Source organism: Gayadomonas joobiniege G7, from assembly GCF_000300815.1.
GTDB classification, from domain to species: domain Bacteria; phylum Pseudomonadota; class Gammaproteobacteria; order Enterobacterales; family Alteromonadaceae; genus Catenovulum; species Catenovulum joobiniege.
In genome coordinates this window covers 921978-939673 of sequence record NZ_AMRX01000006.1, presented here as the reverse complement: position 1 = coordinate 939673, position 17696 = coordinate 921978, and the positions used below count along the sequence as shown (strand labels likewise).

28 protein-coding genes and 1 pseudogene are annotated in these 17696 nt (G+C 41.5%); 14 read left to right on the top strand and 15 right to left on the bottom strand.

Annotated elements, in window-relative coordinates; all coding sequences use genetic code 11:
• The 3 genes from C727_RS0111465 to C727_RS0111450 all read right to left on the bottom strand — a co-directional run bounded on the left by C727_RS0111465 (position 1) and on the right by C727_RS0111450 (position 4194).
• Entirely contained in the window at positions 1-321 is a 321-nt protein-coding gene (locus C727_RS0111465; RefSeq protein ID WP_017445791.1) for a hypothetical protein, read from the bottom strand.
• 288 nt (positions 322-609) lie between these two features.
• Positions 610-2796, bottom strand: a complete 2187-nt coding sequence (locus C727_RS0111455; RefSeq protein ID WP_017445789.1) for a S8 family peptidase — start codon at positions 2794-2796, stop codon at positions 610-612.
• A gap of 12 nt (positions 2797-2808) precedes the next feature.
• A complete protein-coding gene (locus C727_RS0111450) occupies positions 2809-4194 on the bottom strand; it encodes an AAA family ATPase (protein WP_017445788.1) in 1386 nt (461 codons plus the stop codon).
• Positions 4195-4300: 106 nt separating this feature from the next.
• Between C727_RS0111450 and C727_RS20005 the strand changes: the two genes are divergently transcribed.
• Both C727_RS20005 and C727_RS0111440 read left to right on the top strand, forming a co-directional pair.
• Entirely contained in the window at positions 4301-4546 is a 246-nt protein-coding gene (locus tag C727_RS20005; RefSeq protein ID WP_017445787.1) for a BsuBI/PstI family type II restriction endonuclease, read from the top strand.
• A 148-nt stretch (positions 4547-4694) separates the two neighbouring features.
• Positions 4695-4892: a hypothetical protein gene (locus C727_RS0111440; RefSeq protein WP_017445786.1), complete on the top strand. Its 198-nt coding sequence runs from the start codon at positions 4695-4697 to the stop codon at positions 4890-4892.
• Positions 4893-4986: 94 nt separating this feature from the next.
• Here the strand turns inward: C727_RS0111440 and C727_RS0111435 are convergent, their stop codons facing one another.
• Genes C727_RS0111435 through C727_RS0111385 form a run of 11 tightly spaced genes read right to left on the bottom strand, consistent with a single transcriptional unit; the run spans position 4987 to position 10034 of the window.
• Positions 4987-5817: a hypothetical protein gene (locus tag C727_RS0111435; RefSeq protein WP_017445785.1), complete on the bottom strand. Its 831-nt coding sequence runs from the start codon at positions 5815-5817 to the stop codon at positions 4987-4989.
• Complete coding sequence (locus C727_RS0111430; protein WP_017445784.1) at positions 5807-6448, bottom strand: hypothetical protein; 642 nt, start codon at positions 6446-6448, stop codon at positions 5807-5809. The genes C727_RS0111435 and C727_RS0111430 overlap by 11 nt, the downstream gene beginning before the upstream one ends.
• A gap of 19 nt (positions 6449-6467) precedes the next feature.
• Positions 6468-6821: a RusA family crossover junction endodeoxyribonuclease gene (locus C727_RS0111425; protein WP_155949224.1), complete on the bottom strand. Its 354-nt coding sequence runs from the start codon at positions 6819-6821 to the stop codon at positions 6468-6470.
• A 35-nt stretch (positions 6822-6856) separates the two neighbouring features.
• A complete protein-coding gene (locus C727_RS0111420; RefSeq protein WP_017445782.1) occupies positions 6857-7165 on the bottom strand; it encodes a DUF1364 domain-containing protein in 309 nt (102 codons plus the stop codon).
• Complete coding sequence (locus C727_RS0111415; RefSeq protein ID WP_202803563.1) at positions 7165-7620, bottom strand: DUF1367 family protein; 456 nt, start codon at positions 7618-7620, stop codon at positions 7165-7167. Before C727_RS0111415 ends, C727_RS0111420 begins: the two co-directional genes overlap by 1 nt.
• Positions 7617-8192 carry a hypothetical protein gene (locus C727_RS0111410; RefSeq protein ID WP_017445780.1) on the bottom strand — a complete coding sequence of 192 codons (576 nt, stop codon included), beginning with the start codon at positions 8190-8192 and terminating at the stop codon, positions 7617-7619. The genes C727_RS0111415 and C727_RS0111410 overlap by 4 nt, the downstream gene beginning before the upstream one ends.
• Positions 8193-8217: 25 nt before the next feature.
• On the bottom strand, positions 8218-9006 hold the full coding sequence (locus tag C727_RS0111405) for a hypothetical protein (RefSeq protein WP_155949223.1): 789 nt from the start codon (positions 9004-9006) through the stop codon (positions 8218-8220).
• A complete protein-coding gene (locus tag C727_RS0111400) occupies positions 9006-9377 on the bottom strand; it encodes a hypothetical protein (RefSeq protein WP_017445778.1) in 372 nt (123 codons plus the stop codon). The genes C727_RS0111405 and C727_RS0111400 overlap by 1 nt, the downstream gene beginning before the upstream one ends.
• Positions 9374-9556, bottom strand: a complete 183-nt coding sequence (locus tag C727_RS0111395; RefSeq protein WP_017445777.1) for a hypothetical protein — start codon at positions 9554-9556, stop codon at positions 9374-9376. Before C727_RS0111395 ends, C727_RS0111400 begins: the two co-directional genes overlap by 4 nt.
• 52 nt (positions 9557-9608) lie before the next feature.
• Positions 9609-9824, bottom strand: a complete 216-nt coding sequence (locus tag C727_RS0111390) for a hypothetical protein (RefSeq protein WP_017445776.1) — start codon at positions 9822-9824, stop codon at positions 9609-9611.
• 21 nt (positions 9825-9845) lie between these two features.
• On the bottom strand, positions 9846-10034 hold the full coding sequence (locus C727_RS0111385) for a Cro/CI family transcriptional regulator (RefSeq protein ID WP_017445775.1): 189 nt from the start codon (positions 10032-10034) through the stop codon (positions 9846-9848).
• 97 nt (positions 10035-10131) lie between these two features.
• Between C727_RS0111385 and C727_RS0111380 the strand changes: the two genes are divergently transcribed.
• From C727_RS0111380 to C727_RS0111325, 11 genes are all read left to right on the top strand, one after another.
• Positions 10132-10833: an XRE family transcriptional regulator gene (locus C727_RS0111380; RefSeq protein ID WP_017445774.1), complete on the top strand. Its 702-nt coding sequence runs from the start codon at positions 10132-10134 to the stop codon at positions 10831-10833.
• 392 nt (positions 10834-11225) lie between these two features.
• Entirely contained in the window at positions 11226-11507 is a 282-nt protein-coding gene (locus tag C727_RS0111375; RefSeq protein ID WP_017445773.1) for a hypothetical protein, read from the top strand.
• Positions 11508-11544: 37 nt separating this feature from the next.
• A complete protein-coding gene (locus C727_RS0111370; protein ID WP_017445772.1) occupies positions 11545-11850 on the top strand; it encodes a hypothetical protein in 306 nt (101 codons plus the stop codon).
• Positions 11840-12133 (top strand): hypothetical protein, encoded by a 294-nt coding sequence (locus C727_RS0111365; protein WP_017445771.1) that lies wholly within the window; start codon positions 11840-11842, stop codon positions 12131-12133. Before C727_RS0111370 ends, C727_RS0111365 begins: the two co-directional genes overlap by 11 nt.
• Positions 12126-12995 (top strand): PD-(D/E)XK nuclease-like domain-containing protein, encoded by an 870-nt coding sequence (locus tag C727_RS0111360; RefSeq protein ID WP_017445770.1) that lies wholly within the window; start codon positions 12126-12128, stop codon positions 12993-12995. The genes C727_RS0111365 and C727_RS0111360 overlap by 8 nt, the downstream gene beginning before the upstream one ends.
• 2 nt (positions 12996-12997) lie before the next feature.
• A complete protein-coding gene (locus C727_RS18430; protein ID WP_017445769.1) occupies positions 12998-14011 on the top strand; it encodes a RecT family recombinase in 1014 nt (337 codons plus the stop codon).
• Position 14012: 1 nt separating this feature from the next.
• On the top strand, positions 14013-15074 hold the full coding sequence (locus C727_RS0111350; RefSeq protein WP_017445768.1) for a coiled-coil domain-containing protein: 1062 nt from the start codon (positions 14013-14015) through the stop codon (positions 15072-15074).
• Positions 15075-15086: 12 nt separating this feature from the next.
• The gene (locus C727_RS0111340) at positions 15087-15770 is read left to right on the top strand and encodes a DNA N-6-adenine-methyltransferase (protein ID WP_202803562.1); all 684 of its coding nucleotides are present in this window, start codon (positions 15087-15089) and stop codon (positions 15768-15770) included.
• Positions 15767-15967 carry a helix-turn-helix transcriptional regulator gene (locus C727_RS0111335; RefSeq protein WP_017445765.1) on the top strand — a complete coding sequence of 67 codons (201 nt, stop codon included), beginning with the start codon at positions 15767-15769 and terminating at the stop codon, positions 15965-15967. Before C727_RS0111340 ends, C727_RS0111335 begins: the two co-directional genes overlap by 4 nt.
• A 100-nt stretch (positions 15968-16067) precedes the next feature.
• Positions 16068-16325, top strand: coding sequence for a hypothetical protein (locus tag C727_RS0111330; RefSeq protein WP_017445764.1), 258 nt, complete (start codon positions 16068-16070; stop codon positions 16323-16325).
• A 425-nt stretch (positions 16326-16750) separates the two neighbouring features.
• Positions 16751-17161, top strand: coding sequence for a hypothetical protein (locus C727_RS0111325; protein WP_026052687.1), 411 nt, complete (start codon positions 16751-16753; stop codon positions 17159-17161).
• Here C727_RS0111325 and cas5 read toward each other — a convergent pair.
• Positions 17146-17223: pseudogene (cas5, locus tag C727_RS20000) on the bottom strand (CRISPR-associated protein Cas5); the annotation flags it as partial. The gene C727_RS0111325 and the pseudogene cas5 sit on opposite strands and share 16 nt — an antisense overlap.
• A 57-nt stretch (positions 17224-17280) precedes the next feature.
• Here cas5 and C727_RS0111320 point away from each other — a divergent pair.
• Entirely contained in the window at positions 17281-17694 is a 414-nt protein-coding gene (locus tag C727_RS0111320) for an NUDIX hydrolase (RefSeq protein WP_017445762.1), read from the top strand.
• Positions 17695-17696: the final 2 nt, after the last annotated feature.

Sequence of the window (17696 nt, the reverse complement as noted above, 5' to 3'; positions counted from 1 at the left end):
TTAAGCATCTTCCGGAGTTCTTACAACCGAAGACTCTATTGGATTTACCTGTGCCATAGCACGTAAAATCAGTGGAGCTGAAACACCGATGTTTATCGATAGCACTGGGCTCAGAGTGGCATCCGAAGACACATACGCGTACGCCAGTCCCCCACCCAATAGAGGTAGAATAAAAAATGGAACCCAGTAAAGAAAATCCTTAAAATCAGGCCTTTCAACAGCCGGTAATTTATGTAGCTCTGTTAGTTCCAAAAGTTTTATGGCAAAAGCACCACCCATTGCAAACCAGACTGAAGGGCTAACACCACTCAAAAGATCCATTAACTCATGCCCCTCTGTTTCTCAAAATTGATGAAAGGCGTATACTAAGGCTGGAGCGCTCTCTATATTTCTTCCTCGAAGTATATAAAGTTTCCCCCTTCGCATTTCTAGCTGATGATTTGACGACCTCATCTCCGTGGCTATTAATATAGTTCCGGACGTCATCTTCTTTCAGTCCCGTTTCTTTTGATACGCCCCCAATTGTGCGCCACTCATACTTATTATTTTCAAATGCCTTTCGAAGGCGGTCTGACATCTGCTTATTCATTATTTTCGTTTCCATGACCATTAAACCCTAACTCTGTTAGTCACTTTTACAGCTTCTAACGTTTGATTCTGTTGAAGTATCTTATTGTAAGTTTCCTTTTCACCTTCAGCTCTGATGGATAAAATTAATGAATAGTGTAAGGGGTCATTGAGCCCCTCCGGATCGCCACCTTTTTCTCTTGCATGATACTTTACATCGAACACGGGGGATGAAAGAGTGTCACGCTTGAATCTTCTTTTTCTCGAAATGCATGTTTCCCATTTATGAGCATCATCTCTTAACTCTTCCTCTGTTTCGTACAAACCACCCAACGAGAAAAAATCAGACGTATTTGCGTGCTCAGCCCCTTCCTTTACTTTACCCTTGTTTGCGCGAAATGTAACAACCAGTCCACTTCTCGTATAGTGCAGCGGATGCTCAGGATCTACCACGGCGCTGAAGCAAAATGTTGCTTTAAGATGCACCCATTTACAGTTAACCCCTTCAGGTACTGGAATTGGGATTCTTAAATGCTGAGAGCGCTCAAGTGTTCCTTGATAAACAATAATTGCTTCATCATCTTTACACTCAATCACTGCTTCGGGAGAATTAGGAAGCTTCCCCCAACCGACCTCATAAACGTCCCGATCACCTCTTTCTGCATGATGGACCATCAATGCTCGTATAGCAGCAGGACTTAAATCAAAGTCTGTGACTGCGTCGATACCTGCTGCAACACGCAAAGCATAAGGAGCTGCATAACTTGTACCTTGAGTACCAATTATTGAATGCGTCAGCGGTGAGTACACTTTGAATAGATTGCCGTCTGAACCACCGAACATTAACCCATCCGGCTTAACAATTCCCGGACTTCGGCCTGGTCCTCTACAGCTATAAGGAGCTCTTTCCCAATCAATATTATCCGTTGTTGAAGAACCAACAGAGAAGCAATTAACCATATCGCTAGGAGGCTGAATGCGACCATCCTCTCCCTCAAGTTCGCCATCGTTTCCAATTGCAACGGTTGCAAAACAATGTCCATCTTGAAGCAAAGAATCAATCACTGAAGTCCAGACATGCACATCATCATCATCAATTGGTAAACGAGGGCCTAGGCTGAGATTAATATACTTATATGTTTTTTCTTTTAGTACATTTTCAATACGAGTAAGTACATCAAATAAATCAGGGTCATGATCATCATTAGAAAGTACTCTAATAATATCTACATTGGTATAAGGAGCATTAAATGACTTTGTTTTTTCATCAAACGGGCCAAATAAATACGTTGAGCAAACCTCTGCTCCATGAGCTAACAAGCTAGGGTGAGAACTTTGTACGCTAACTGGGATATGCTCATGAACCCAATCCTCTATTACAGTTTCTGATCCTATTCCACCATCGAAAATGCAAACTTTGAACTTATTGTTTAAGGGTTCATATTCAGGCAAACTGAACGACTCTTTTAAAGTTGTCCTAATTGCATCTGGCTTGTTAAAACGTAGCTTAGGTACGCTTCGCAAAGCTCGAACATGAGAAAACTCAGCAAGATCAGTCTCTAACCCTTTTGGTATTTCAACAGGTAAAAATGTAAGTCCGCCAACATTCTTTGCACGCCGCCAGTCAACCACTCCATCCAAAGACTCTGCATACTTAATAAAAGACTGAAGAACTGGATTATCTGTAGCTTCAGCATGCAGTACAACCTCTAATCGCAGAGTTTCCAATGACTCGTCGATTGCTTTAACTTTTTCATGGGCATTAAATGAACTCACTTGTTCAATAGATCTTATAAGCGTCTGGGTCTTAACAGGCAAATGCTCATGAGCTACTGTGTTTAACATCGCTTCGAATTTTGAACGAGTACCTGAAACAAAAATGCATGATGCCAAACCTTCAACTGGATGCTTCCGTACTGCCCACTTTCTCGGCTTCACTTTTACCGCTCTAGAACCTAAATCTTTAATGTCAAATTTTTTAAAGAGCTGGCTAGGGTAGTAAGACTTAGCTAAGTATGATGGGTGTTGAATGAATTTTACGACTATTTCTCCATTCGAACATTGATTAGGCTGCTTCGCATCGACATCTTCAATTACATTTTTTAAATCAGAAACTAATTTAGCTCGAGCCTCAGCAAATGAATAGGGGTGAGCTTTAGGTCCTGAACCCGATGGTATCTTCACATCTTTGGTCAAAGACTCACCATAACCAATTATAAAGTTCTTCATATATCGCAATCCTTACAGCAGAAAGTTGTCTTCTAAAACCTTTTTAACAGTTGGCCGACTAAAGCCTACTTTGCCAGCTATAGCTCTTTGGGATTCTCCTTTTTTGAATAGCTTTATGATCCATTTGTTTTTCTCATCTCGACTTAAAGACTTAAGCTCTGTGTCAACTGGCAGCTGCATTTCATCAAGAGCATCACTATTAAATCTTCGATTAAAACTAGAAATAACTCTTTCTCTTTTTGCCTGCCGAAGCTCTCTATCAATATTGCTGAAAGACATTCCTGCAAAATGTTTGGCTGCCCTTCCATCAGAAGCTTCCTCAGGCCAATATTCTTCTAAATACTTTTCAATCGCTTCGAGTGATGGCATCGGGAACGATATTTCAATATCGAATCTTCGCCATATCGCAGGATCTAACAGTTCACCATGATTTGTGGCTGCAATTAAAAGAGAGCTAGAGGGCCACTCATCGATCGCTTGAAGTAACACTGTTACTAACCGTTTTAGCTCTCCAAGCTCCCTATCATCATCCCTTCTTTTTGCAATTGCATCGAACTCATCAAGTAGCAATACACAAGGGAAGGACATTGCATGTTCTAAAACTGCTCTGACATTGCTACCCGTTTTACCTAAGAAGCTACTCATGACAGTAGCTAAATCTAAAGTAAGTAAGGGCAAATTCAAGCTCTTAGCCAACCACCTTGCCGACATTGTTTTGCCCAAACCTGGGGCTCCCTGAAAAATGACGGATCTCGCTGGAAGTAAGCCTTCTTTCGTAAGCTCTTCAACATGGTGTCGCTCTAGAAGTATTTGCTTGATAGCTTCACCTACATCAGTTGAATAAATTGGCTCATGATCAATTATTACTGGATCCTCGACTCTAACTAAAGATTGTCTCGTATCTGAATCAACAGGGAGAGGCTTATGGTTAGCGTCTATACCTCGGAGTGCAAATGCCTGAAGCCTATCTGTTAATTTTTGATAGAGACTTGTATTTACCGTTCTAATTTTTGACGCCAATTGCCTCACAGCCATATGGCCTAAATTTTTATCCCCTTTCAAAGCCGCATCAGCTAGCTTTAGAATGACCTTATCTTCCACGTAACACCTGACTTTGGTAAATAAACATAGTAAAATGGTAATCCATTCTGTGAAAAAATACCATATAAACCTTACCAAAACTTGCCATAAGAAGAAAAAATACACAAAATAAGTTGCCACTGGCTTTTTTTGGTAATTATATCGACATCCAACTGTCCATTCCGGCAGTTTTTTGACCATCCTAATTTGCTTGTCGATGCGATACATTTTATTGCTACACTCACCAGCCAGCTCATCAACGAATACCTTTGGCCAACTAAATCGGTTGCTGAACAGCCCTTGCTCTATCTCCGACATAAACTCTCGCAATTGGCCTTTCGGCTTTAATGCTTGATCTTAAATAACTGTAGCAATAAAGGATCGCAAATTATAGGTATCAACCTATAATAAAAAAAATGGCTTTTTGATTGAAGTAGTGTTTGGATATGGACCTGTCTCACCAAAGAGGTGGTTGGAGCTGGAACAGGCATTTGAGGGGTGTAAAGTGGGGTTAGTCTATGTTACCGCCTTTCTAGACCGAGCTGAATTTAGAAAAAATGCAGCCGATATAGCTTGGGAGACAGAAGTATGGATAGCGGAGTCGCCTGACCATATGATCCATTTCAATGGTGACAGGTTTTTAGGACCGCACGGACCTAAGCAAAGCTAGGAATATATGTATTTTAGTTGATTATCTCATGGCAGTTTAAGTGGCTATGTATTAGGCGACAATTAGCTTGGACGATCGAACAAGTTAGAAGATGTCTAATACCAATAGATATTTTCTTGTACATTAATAATAAAATTAAGGAGTAGAAATGAGTAAAGATGCAACTGAGCAAGCATTAGAGGCTTTTATAGCAGAAGCAAAAAAGGCTGGCTTGGATATTAAGAAAATTGCTAATAACGCTAAATTCGGAATAAAGAATAACGAGGTTTATACTTGGATTGCAACTACTGATAAACAAAACGCTCTTGATGCATTAGATCATGCTATTGAAGAGGTCTTGAAGTGAACTCGGACAGCTAAGGGTATCTAACCCTCGGACCCATAACACCCTGCGCGCGGGTCCGTACAGGGTGTTCCACCATACTATTACGTGACCGACTTCAAGCAGCCTGAAGTTTATTTGGTTTATAATTATTCTTCAAAGCATCTAAATCCTCTGCTTTTATTTTCCCTTGAGTCTGGACTTTAGTTAGCCATTGTTTTGCAAACTCAGCTGTGGCTTTTTTGGGTTTATGTCCGCCTCTTGGTTGCCGGGCCAATTCTGGCTCACCGTCGTCGCCAAGCGTAACAATTCCAGCACTACCGGTGGGCGATATGAAAATTAAACCTGGAATGCCTTCGGGCTTATCTTTCCGAGCAATAAGCTTATGGAAAAACATTAGGGTGTCGTCTTCGTTTCGCCAACAAACATTTTCCATTGTATCGGCAACTGAGTCGCCGATAACATCACCAAGGCCTTTTACCCGAAGATACTTATTTTCTTTAGCTAGCGTCCTATTTTCTTTAATTAGCCGCTCCATTTTCTTCGTGTTGAGCTCGTTTGCTTTTTGCAGCCTTTTTAGGCGTTCTCGGCCCTTTTTAACTGTGCCAAAGGCTTCTTTGAACGGTTTAAGTTCCGTTTCTTTGGCTGCAAGTTCGTACTCTTTATCATCTAACGCTTTTTTGCTAATCGAGACTAATTCATTGTGTCGTTTTTCTAAATTAGAGATTGCTTTATCGGTTTTATCCGCAATTTCTCGCAATTTTCGATTTTCTTCTTCTAGTACTGACAAGTCAGTTTTGAGCATTTGAATTTGCTTATCTTTGTCGTGAAGTAAGCTAACTTGCTCGTCGGAGTATTCAGCGTCTTTGTTAATCACCAATGCCAAAAGTTGAGCTGTATCGGCTAGATCAAGCTCATTGGCTAGTGCTTCAATATAATTAGAATTCATGTTTTTGGTCCTCATTTTCTTGGTTCAATTGATGTAAAACATCGGCTACTTGTTTGTTCCAATCACTTATCATGCTTTGCGCAAAAAAAAGTAATTTCTCGTGATTTTCGGTCCAGCTTTTAGAGCCAGACATATCGCAATACTTTGCTTTTTTATAGTCAGATACTTTTAGGTACCCCGTGCCGTCGCAAGCTTTGCATTCTTGCACCTCTGAATGGTTTTCACGGTGGTTAAATTGAGCGGTATTGCGGTTGAACTCTGTCAAAACGACAATTACTTTTTTAGTACCGTTGCACTTTGGGCACGTGTTAGACTGGGTTGACTGCTCAAGCGCTAAGCTAGCGATTTTTAAAGACGTTTGTTCGCTCATGCGCATCTTTGCTAGTCTCGATTTTATATAAACCCTTGAGCCGAGTAGCAGTTGAATGGCGGTCCTATTCTTGTCACCACTTAAATTGCAGTAGTAAGCTAGAGCATAATCGGCCGCGTTTGCCGATATTCTGCCGGATGCTTGTGCCATTCCAATTTGCATAATAATATCTTCAGGAACCAGCTTGGGCACGCCACCACGTCCTGTATCGAATTTGACTGTTTTAACGCCACAGCGGGCGAGCATTTGCATGATAGACATTGCGTACCTCTTAATAGCCTTAAATACTGGCATTGATGATCTCATCGAAGTTTTGTGGCTGTGATTTAGTAATGATTATTCGTCCGGAATTACCCCAAAATTTACTGGCTTGAAAGTTCCAGAGTTTGCTATCGTCATCGTAAACCGCATCAGCTAGCGCCTTGAAAAGATTGTCTACGTCTGGCTTCTGTGTGTGCGGTTGGCCGTTCATATCCGCTTTTTTCTTCTTTGACCAAGAAGTCGACATTGGCAGTATGAATACGACATGCGAACCTGAAAGCGGTAGCTGAACATTGTGAAGCCGGCATTCATCTTTAAATGCAAAATACCGCAAGACAGCAGGGCGCTTAGCCCAACGATCTCGTTGGGTCATTCGAGGTTTTCCGACGGGTGTGATTGGATAAATATTCAACTGGCCACCTCAATCAAACCCAGCCCTAACCAAATTCGCTGTGTTCTTTGTACGCCTTCCCATGCAAACAAAGTTATTTCGTTCATGGTGAATATTGATTGCTTAACTCTACCGTCTATCACGTCATGACAAGCAGAGCAGCAAAATGTCGCGTGGAGATCATCAGCTTTTTGGCCAATACCGGAATCTCTTCCGATGTGTGCCAAAACTACTGTTTCAGGATTGTGGTTGCAGATACTAGGTATACGGACCTGGCAAGATTGATATTTAGCCGAGGCCCTTAATTTTTTACTAATTAAACTCATTAAAACCTCAACAAAGTTTCTACAACACGATCAAGATCTGGTCGTGTGTAGTTGATCAGAACTTTTTGCAAAAGGACGTTTGCCGCAGCGTTGTAGAGTTTTTCAAACTCGTCTTGAGTCATCCTTGCAAAGCTGATTGATTTAGCTTCTGCACGTACTTCGCCGCGTATGTTGGCAACCGGTTCGTAATAACCTGCGCTGATCGTCACGTCTTTACGAAAGCGCTCGAAATTCTTTTGCACTGGTAAACCTTTATAGAGACTTTCAGGCGGTTCCCAGTGATCAAAGCCAATTTTTAACAGGGCAAAAAAACGCTTATGAAACTCGTAGTTGCGCGGTTGTTTAAATTCAACCTTGATCACATTGCCAACTTTTAGTTTTTTAATGGCTTCGGCTGTTTCATCGTTTTCGGGGACTAAGCCCTGCGGAACACGCAAAAAATAACCTTCCATCATTCAGCCCCTTGTTGGTTTTTTCTCAATTTATCAATTCGCGCTTGAAACGGATTCTGAGCGTTTGAATATTCAAACGCGGGTGTTTCCACGATCTTCAACTCCAAAGCAGCTCTGCGTTGCGGTAAACCATCTTTTTGAGCTTGTTTAACCCATTTCTTATGAGAGGTTCTAACTCTTCGCTCAAATTTATCGGAGGGTTCACGGGTCACGAAGTGTCCGCAATCTTGTGCAACCAACTCGATCAGTCGATGGCTGTACTCAAAATTTTCACCGCGGTAGCGTCCGTTGCGCTGAATGATTTCTGCAATGGTTTGTTCTAAACTTGGCAGATTCTGGTCTAGCTGGTTCAGCTGGCAAAGTGCGATCACTTTTGACACCTCTGGCCATTCGTAATTTGGGTCTTCTTCAACAAGGTTTGATTTCAGTTGCTCAAAACCTAGGTTTATTGATTCAGGTGTCAGTTTTGATATTTCCGAATACCATTCACGCCGAGCTTGCTGTAGTGCTCGTTCACCACCAAATTGGATCTCAAATTTTTTACCGTAAACGGTTTTAAGTTTGCTGAAGAACATGATCGTCAACGCCTTTCCAGTTTCGTCAAAAGTTTCTGAATGCGTATTCTGGATCTTCGAGTTGTCTTGAGATCCGATCACGTTCATCGCGTTTTTGGCTGTGACTGTTTTCATTTAGCCCCCGTTGATACTTTTTGGCCATCGCACACCACGCTCGCCAGTCCATAGCCCAATCGTTGATCGGTTGCGTTTTGTGGCGATTGTTTTTATGTGCCAGAAATATTTCTAATTCGGTTTTTAGTGATTCATGGTCGTGGTGATACCCAACCAAGTGAGCAATATTTACAAATTCTTGAGTGAGCAAAACCTCACGCGCGTTATAGATATATTTATTTAGATTATTTAGATGTGTGGCGCTCCCCTTGTGGCGCTCAACTGGCGTTGCTAATTTGTTAACGCCCGATTCTGACGGGGCTTTCAGAGGTTTTTTCTGTGGCGGTGTTCTCGTGGCGCTCAAGTGGCGCTCCTCACAGAGACGGTTTTTTTCAGCTTGTGCTAAATCCATTAAAAAAATCATTCTTGATTTTACTTTGTTAGTGTCGTGCAGAGGCGTGATCCAACCGCGACTAACAAGTGAAGCAAGTAGCCGTTTCACCTGGTCTTTGCTAAATCTACGTGCGCTGTCTTTGCTTCCGGGTAATGGCTTATATTCACTGTGCTCAATTAAATATTGATAATTGATGGCGTGCTTTTCACCGACGATGCAAGTTTTGTTGTCCATTCTCCTGCGTAACAACATATAGATAACCCTCTGCGAATCTTTCACAGAGAGATCGTCTACGTTAAACAGGGCATCGTATTCAGCGTGATACATTAAACGGCCTCTAACTTTTTACAGACGGCATCAAGTACCGCGGCAATATCATCTGACATTAGCCGAGATAGTGACTGTAAGGTATCAATTTGCAGTCGTGGGTCGCTGGGGTCGCTACGGCTTAACTCTATGGTACTGTTCGGATCTTTTAAGGACCTTTCGCGTAAATAATTACCGGTCAAACGCCAAAGCCCGCCGCTTTTAACGACGATCCCTTTGGTTTTTAATTGACCTAAAACACCAGAAGTACATGCGATAGTTTGAAAACCGCAGGCCACAGTGATCTCGTCACGCGTAAGCCTGCGTGTATTATCTCCCTCAAGCAGCAAGCCGATCACTTGCTGTTGATTATCTGTGAATTCTTCGATCATGCGGCTGGATCCGGAATACCCTGTCTGCGGTAATCAACCAGTCGATAAACATTGCTGCCGTTTTTATTTAACGAAGACTCCATTTCACGTGCTTTTTGAGAAATTAGGATACTAGCAGCTTCATCGGCTGATACCCCCTGCATGACTGCGTATCTCTTTAATTTATCGATTTCTTTCATACTTACCTCGATTATCATTAAAACCTCTACTTCTCGGTACTTAACTGTCGCTTCACTTGGTTAGCTCAAGCTTTATGCTTGAAACAGAATTAGGGTCGTCAGCTTCAATCGTATTTAACGCTAATTGGAGTAGTCGGTATGCAGTTGTTGCTTTGCGCTCACCAATTTGCCGACTAATGCGGTTGATGCGTTCTTCGTCGAAGTCATTCACGCTTAATTTGATCGCATTTTCACGTTTGAATGACATAAGTCGTTTGTTTGTTGACATGGTTTGGTCCTCTTGTTGTTTTTAAGCAGCGTCAGAGTCGGCTAACTCTTCAACCGCCTTTAATTTGCCATTAGTTAGGCGTTCTAATTCGTATGCACGAAGAGGGGGAACTTTTTCACCCCATTGAGAGATAGCCTGTCTGCTTACTTTTAATGCGTCGGCTAACCTTGTGGCATTACCATAAAAAGCTATTGCGGTGGACGTTTTCATAAAACCCTCTATGTAAAGATTGCTTTATATAAGGTAAATAATAATTAATGATAAATCAAGATAACTTTACAAAATATTGTGTTAAGCTAACTTTACTATGAATAAAAGTGAACGAATTAGACACCGCAGAAAGCAGCTCAAATTATCTATACATGAATTAGGTAAGAGAGTAGGTGTTTCACATTCGGCTATATCTCAATGGGAAAATAATCCGAACATTGAAATTAAGTCGGACAAATTTTTTAAACTAGCGAAAGCGCTAGGGGTTACCCCTGCCTATTTGTTAACAGGCAGCGAAAATGAACCAAGCCAACATAACGATAAAGGTGGGGTGTTAGGTGAATTTGAAACTTGGGACAGCAGAACACCTCTGAATGATGATGATGTAGAGCTCCCATTTTTTAAAGAGGTAGAGTTAAGCGCAGGTATTGGCAGCGAAGTGGTACGTGAAGACAACGGATTTAAATTACGATTTTCAAAATCAACATTAAAAAGACACAATATTGATCCGAGTAACGCAGCTTGTGTACAGATCAATGGCGATAGTATGGAGCCTATTCTCCCGAATGGTTCGACCGTAGGAATTGACACATCCAAAACTCAGGTCGTGGATGGAAAAATGTATGCCATCGATCATTCTGGTTTGTTGCGTGTTAAAGTTTTACATCGTGTCCCTGGTGGATTAAGGATCAAGAGTTTCAACAGTGACGAGCATCCAGATGAAACATATAAAGGTTCAGAGCTGGAAGACATAAAAGTTATTGGGAAAGTTTTCTGGTCGGCAGCTTTTTATTTTTAATATAGTAAAGGACGTTTTTTGAAAAAGGACTTCTAATCTGCTTGTCTTGGTTTCTTTTAAGATTGTATGATAAGTCTAAAGCCCACCAAGCAAGCAGTAAATGGGGCCTCAATAGGTTTGACTAAATTGACAATAAGATCTTAGGTTTACTCTTATCTTTCCTTATACGCATATATAATCTCGACTCGCCACTTAAAATTTACTAATTCGTATTACATTCCTTGTTTCAAAAAGCGATCTAAATCACTCCTAAAATAATTCTTTTCAATTAAATCCCAGAAAACAAATCCACCCAGTAAAGTTTTCTTTATATTTTAAGTAAATCTAACTTGACTATATTGTAAAGTTGGCTTACATTTTATGCATGGTTTACTTAACTCTTAGGAAAGTCGATGAACAACTACCCAGATGATATTCGGATGTTTGACAACGATCCTCGTAGTCCGTTTTACGTTTTCAAACCTCAATACGCTTCTTTTGATGAAGCAGCGCAAGAGACGGTTGAGAGTGGTGCGGATTTAATAGAAATCGTTGGGAATGAGGAAGTTAATGAGTTTATTGGTTTGGCTCTTTTGTACTCGGATAATCGAGATGAAATTGAAAAGCTGGTTAACGATTTTTTTGGGCAAGCGCGTAAAGCGTTGGAAATTAAATTAGATGGTACATACGAGTAGCCGCCCGTATGTACCGAAAGTAAACAGGACCAAATTCATGTTCACTTACAAAAATAGTACCGCAAAGTGCGACCTTGGGCAACCGGACGCATGGATCAATGAGGCAATCAATAATATTGCCAGAAAACGCCGCCTGATGGAGGCACCATATCGCATTGTACTGAGGCTGCGAGATGATCGGTTAAAAATCCTTTTTGTTAAGGATGTTGGGCCAACAACTTCAATCATGCTAGGCGCTTGGACAATAGAACTTTCAGCAAGAAGTGCATTGTATCAACTTGGCGTTGCTGAGGAATTGATAGACAAAGAGCTACGGGCCTTGGGAGTTAACCATGAAAGATAATTTAGCAAGCCTAGTTGAGAGAATGATTAGCGTAGTCGGTGCAAGCGAACCTTACTCAATGCCAGGGAAAAAGTTCCGCTATTTAATCTCGTTAACGCTTAGAAATGGTGAGGCTGAGATAAACATCACCGATAGGGAAACATATCGAAATGTGTTTAAAGCATCTTGCTTTGTCCACGCTTTTGATGATGAACACAACAAGCAACTACCTGAACAAATAAACCTTATGCTCGATACCGTTGAAAAGTATCGTGCCCTGAATATCGGAGGATCACATGCTTGATTTAAATAACCCCCAGCCTGGTATCTACTTTGACGTTAGTGATATCGATTACCACAAATCAAATGCTATTAGTAAGTCGACGTTAGATTTGGTAGATAAATCCGCTGCGCTAGCAAAATGGCAGCAGTCGGCACCAGTAGATGATGAAAACTCGGATTCACTGGATTTTGGTAAAGCTTTTCACTGTGCATTGCTAGAGCCTGAGCGGTATGCCAAGGAATACATTACAGAGCCTAAACTAGATCGACGTACTAAAGAGGGTAAAGCTAAAGCTGCCGAGTTTGCTGAGTCAGCAAAAGGCAAAGTAATTGTGACACATGATGAAGCTCGAAAGATTAAGCTGATGGTCGGCAGTGTTATGGCTCATCCAGACGCCGCGGCAATTTTAGGTTTAGATGGCGGTGTGACTGAAGCGTCGATATTTTGGAAAGACCCAGAGACAGGTCTAATGTGTCGTATTCGCCCCGATTGGATGAATGAACAACACAACATCATATTGGACGTTAAAACATGCGGTGATATTGAAGGCTCTTTTAAATCATTCATCGGTAGTGTGAGTGAGTACGGCTATCACAAGCAAGACTCATACTATACGGATGGCTACGAAGCTCACTTCGGTAAAAAGCCACTATTTGTATTTCTAGTGGTCAGTACGTCTATTGAATGCGGCCGTTATCCGGTGCGTGTTTTTATGCTTGATGAACAGGATAAACACGATGGCCGCTCCGAATATCGGTTAAGTCTTAACAAATATGCCCACCACCTAAAATCAGGCAACTGGCATGAAATAGAAACCATAGAGCGTCCTGCCTGGGCGCGCAAAAAAACCGAGCAAAAATTATCACTGGCTGAGGTGGCTTAATTATGGAACTAGCTAATCAAAATACACAAGATATAACAGTAGTGAACCAGGCTGAAATGCAAAGTTTGCTATTTAATCCAAATATGATGCAAGCACTTGATAATGTTGCGCGTCTAATGGCTTCGGGCAAAAGCACAGTGCCAGACCACTTAAAAAATAATCCAGCTGATTGTTTTGCTCTAGTTATGCAGGCTGCGCAATGGAAAATGAACCCGTTTGCTGTCGCTCAAAAAACTGCAACGATTGGCGGTAAACTGGTCTATGAGGGGCAATTAGTGAACGCTGTTATCGCTAGTAATGCGCCAGTGAAAGAGCGGCTACGTTTTGAGCACTTTGGAGACTGGAATAAGGTATTGAACAAGCATGTTTTAAAAAAGGGGCAGTCGGGTAAAGAGTACGCAGCTATTGGTTGGGACCCGCGAGACGAGCAGGGCCTTGGTGTGACAGTTAGCGCACATATTATTGGTGAGGATGAACCACGGGTTGAACATGTTTATCTCGCTCAATGTCACCCTCGTTTTAGCACATATTGGGCGACAAATCCTAAGGTCCAAATCACATATACCGCTGCGCGTATTTGGGCACGAATGCATTGTCCTGACGTGTTACTCGGTGTTTATACCCCTGATGAAATGGAAGAAACAGCTCGGCCTTACGAGCGTGATGTTACTCCGCAAAGTACAGGGAATAGTGCAAAAGACTTAACAGGCTTTTTGGCGGGCCAAGGAAAAGTAAATAATCAATCAGAAGCAGAGGCGGGTACAAATAACCATGAGTTTTCTGCACCAGAATCGACTGAGAGTGAGCAACCAGAAGACGATGATTTTGGACTAGATGATGATACCGCGATGCAGATATTGCAAGAAGCTGAAAAATTGGTCCTATCTGCAAAAACACGAGGGGAGTTAAACCAGGTATTTAAAAAATATTTGTCAGCGCTAAACGGGTACCCAGCTTACCAAAAGACTTTGCAATCACTTTGTAAAGATCACAACAACACTTTAGAGGCGGCATAATATGACTTTATCTATTGAAATTGAGGCGATCGATCATTCGAACGCCCCGCAAATTTTCAAAAAAGATGGTTTAGCGTCATTCCTAGATCATATTCGTGAACAAGTTTCTGGCGAGGTTCCAGATATCGAAACCGCGGCAGGACGTAAACGCATCAAATCTTTGGCAGCACAAGTGTCGCGAAGTAAAACAGCAGTAGAAAAGCCAGGTCGTGAATATCTCAAAGAAATTAAAGCTCTGCCAAAAGTTGTTGAGGCTGAATTACGTGAATTTGTTCGTGCATGTGATGCGCTTAAAGAAGAAGTGCGCAAGCCCTTAACAGATTGGGAAAACGCTGAGAAAGAACGGGTTACTGATATTGAAGCCAAAATATCTAATATTAAACATGCCAAGGCTATCTCTCACGATAATTCAGTGCAGGCGCGCAAAGCGCTTGAAGATTTATTGGCAATTGTAATTGATGATTCATTTGCAGAATTTAAAGCAGATGCAGCCTTAGCAAAAGATGAAGCGATCACCGTCTTGAATGGCCACATAGAATTTTTGACCAAACAAGAAGAGCAGGCAGCTGAACAACTTCGGTTGCAAAAAGAGGCTCAAGCCAAGGCTAAGGCTGAACGCGATGAGCGACTTAAACGAGAAGCTAAAGAGCAAGCCGAGCGTGAGCATAAAGAAGCAATCGAGCGAGCAAATCGTGAGAAAGAAGAAGCTGAAAAGCGAGCCATTGAAGCTGAAGCCAAAGCTAAACGTGATGCGGAAGAAAAATTAGCGCAACAACAACGTGAGGCTGAGCAGGCCAAACTTAAAGCTGAGCAAGCCGAAGCAGAAACCCGCGCCCGTATTGAGCGTGAAGCTAAGCAAAAAGCAGAGCAAGAAGCCGCAGAGCAAGTGCGGGTTGAGGCCGAAGAAAAGCAGAGAAAAGCAAACGTTGAGCATAGAAAACAGATTAATAATGCAATTGTTAATGCGTTGGTTGAGTCTGCCGGCTTAACTTTGCTTGATGCTAGAAATACGGTCAAAGTCCTAGCTCAAGGCAAGGTACCAAACGTCGAGGTTAAATACTAATGGGTGAGATTGTTGAACAAATTATGGAAGGTTTTTTATGTGAGGGTTGTGCTGGCTTTATCGATGGCGATGAACCTGGATTCCCGCGTAAATGCTCAAGCTGTAAACCATCAAAATCAAAACATAAAAGGAAGCGTAAAAAGTCAAAGCATAGGGGGCAAAATGCCAATATTAATCAATAGCTCAACCAAAAAAGCTGAAAAAAACTATTGGGCCACCACACCTGAATGTTTTGCCGATGCTCAAGCGCTATACGGACGTAAATTCAAGATTGACGTTGCTGCAACACAGTTAACTAAAAAATGTAGTGTGTTTTTCAGCGAGCATGAAAATGCGCTAATAACACCTTGGCTTGATGATTGGTGGTGTAATCCACCTTTTGACAGCAAGTTAGCATTTTTAACTTGGGCATATGTTCAAAAGTCATTCTTTAAAACAAGTGGGATGATGTTGATACCGTTTGAGCCATGCACAGGGTGGTGGGAACAATATGTCGAGGGGAAAGCCAGTGTTGTTTATGAACCCGATGGCCGGTACCCATTCCTTGAGTCTGACGGTAAAACCAAAAAATCAGGCGTGAACTTCGCATCTTGCTTTGTACTGTTCACACCAACTTACACCAATGAAACTCTTCGCGTTCGATTTAAGCGCGGTATTCGATCAACAAATAGCATTAATATAGGGGTAGCAGCATGAACATTACTGAATTAACTCAAAGCCGTATGGTAAACGCTAAGCAAATAACTCAATTGTTAGGTGTATCTATTAGCACTTTAGAACAACACATGAAAAAAAGAGGCTTTCCAAAACCGGTGACACCGGCCGGTTGTAAGCGCCTTTGGAGTTTAAAGGCCGTCGAAGGTTGGATAGAACAGAAACAAGAAGCGGCTTAGGCCGCTTTTTTGCTAAATAGCCCCGAAGTATGCGTTTCTTGATTTTACGGTGAATGTGGTCTATTAAAATATAGTTAAGTTAAACACAGGGGAACGGATTATGGCAGTATGTGATGACGATCATCGTTATAATGAAATATTTGAACGCTTACCTCATGACCAAGGGGGGCACGGAAGGCATCGATGTGCGGCGTGTGCATATGATAGGGGGTATGAAGCAGGATTAACCAGGGATGAAAATTTACGAATCGATCTAGATAGTTTACCGGAAAGCCAAGCTGGGGTCGTTCGCCATAAAAGCCCACATGCAGCATTTGCCCAAGGGTATTTGGATGGGGTGAGTAACTCCTACAGGTAGCATGATTGTAGTAGCTCATAACTGATCTTACAGTTTCGATGAATAGGTTTAGACGTCATCTGACAGACAGCTATGAGCGAAAAGCAGATCTCAGTTAGCTTTTGGTTGAGCGTCGGCTCTCAGACTCAAAGTAGACACTTGGTTTTCTATCAGAGTTTTGAAGACTTCAGTATGCCAGATCAAGGGGGCTGCGAGCATAGCCAAATTTAGAACCAATAACATGTGTGTAAATCTCAGTTGTTTTTACCAATTTGGCTCGTTAAGCAAGTTGGCTTGGTTTCTTTCCTGAAAGTTCTTGTTGCTTTTTGACGAGTTAATGCTTAAGTTTATGAAATGATTAATTTAAAGCTTATTGGAATGGCATTTATAGACTCTATGTTAAAAAGTTCTATACGCTCTTCTAATGATTAAGCTGTTAGGTATTTATGAAGAGTTCATTTGTAATTTTACTATCTCTATGGTTGTTGTCTGCTTGCACATCCACTAATGACCTAAATGACAAAACAGATCCCGTCGCATTAGCTCATAACGCTATTATGGAAATTTCAGCATTTTACTATTGTGAAAATAAGCGTTGGCCAAGCTCTTTTGAACAAATTCACGAATACAACAAAAAGCGGAAAGTGATGCCCGACACAAATATTAACTGGGCACTATTAAAAAAAATCACAACATATATTAACGAGCCTTTTTACCAACTTACGTCAAAAGTTGCATTTGAACCTGATACTTTTGTTCCAACCACAAGGGGTATTAAAACAATCACTTCAGGTCAAAGAATACCAATTTGCAAAGGTAGTGATGCTGAGTTACAAGGTACTTACATTAATATGTAAGTACAAAAAATACCTAACAAAGCGTTTAAGGGCGGACACAAAAAGCTTGGCTTGTGCTCGTACCTCGCAAATTATAGCCAAGCTTTTTCGCGCCCCATATGGCGGCGTTATAGTTCACTATGAAAAAAGTTTGTCCTGTTGTACTAAGATCTGGAAATGAGGGGTATGAGGTTTTAGCCTTTAAGCATCCTATTGCAGGGTATCAGATCGTAAAAGGTACTATTGAAGAAAATGAGAGAGCTGAGATTGCTGGGATAAGGGAGTTGATGGAAGAGTCAGGAATTCATGGGGAGATTGCTAATTATTTGGGAGCGTGGGATTCCGGGTATCAAAATCAAGTTTGGGAATTCTACGTTATGTCCGTAACTTCACATTTGCCAAATGAATGGGAGTTTTATACAGAAGATGATGGCGGACATAATTTTTCTTTTTTCTGGCAACCACTTAATGAAAAATTAAATGATCAATGGCATCCTTTATTTCAAGGGGCGATTGGTTTTATAAAACGCGCTATAACAAAGTTATCAACCTGACC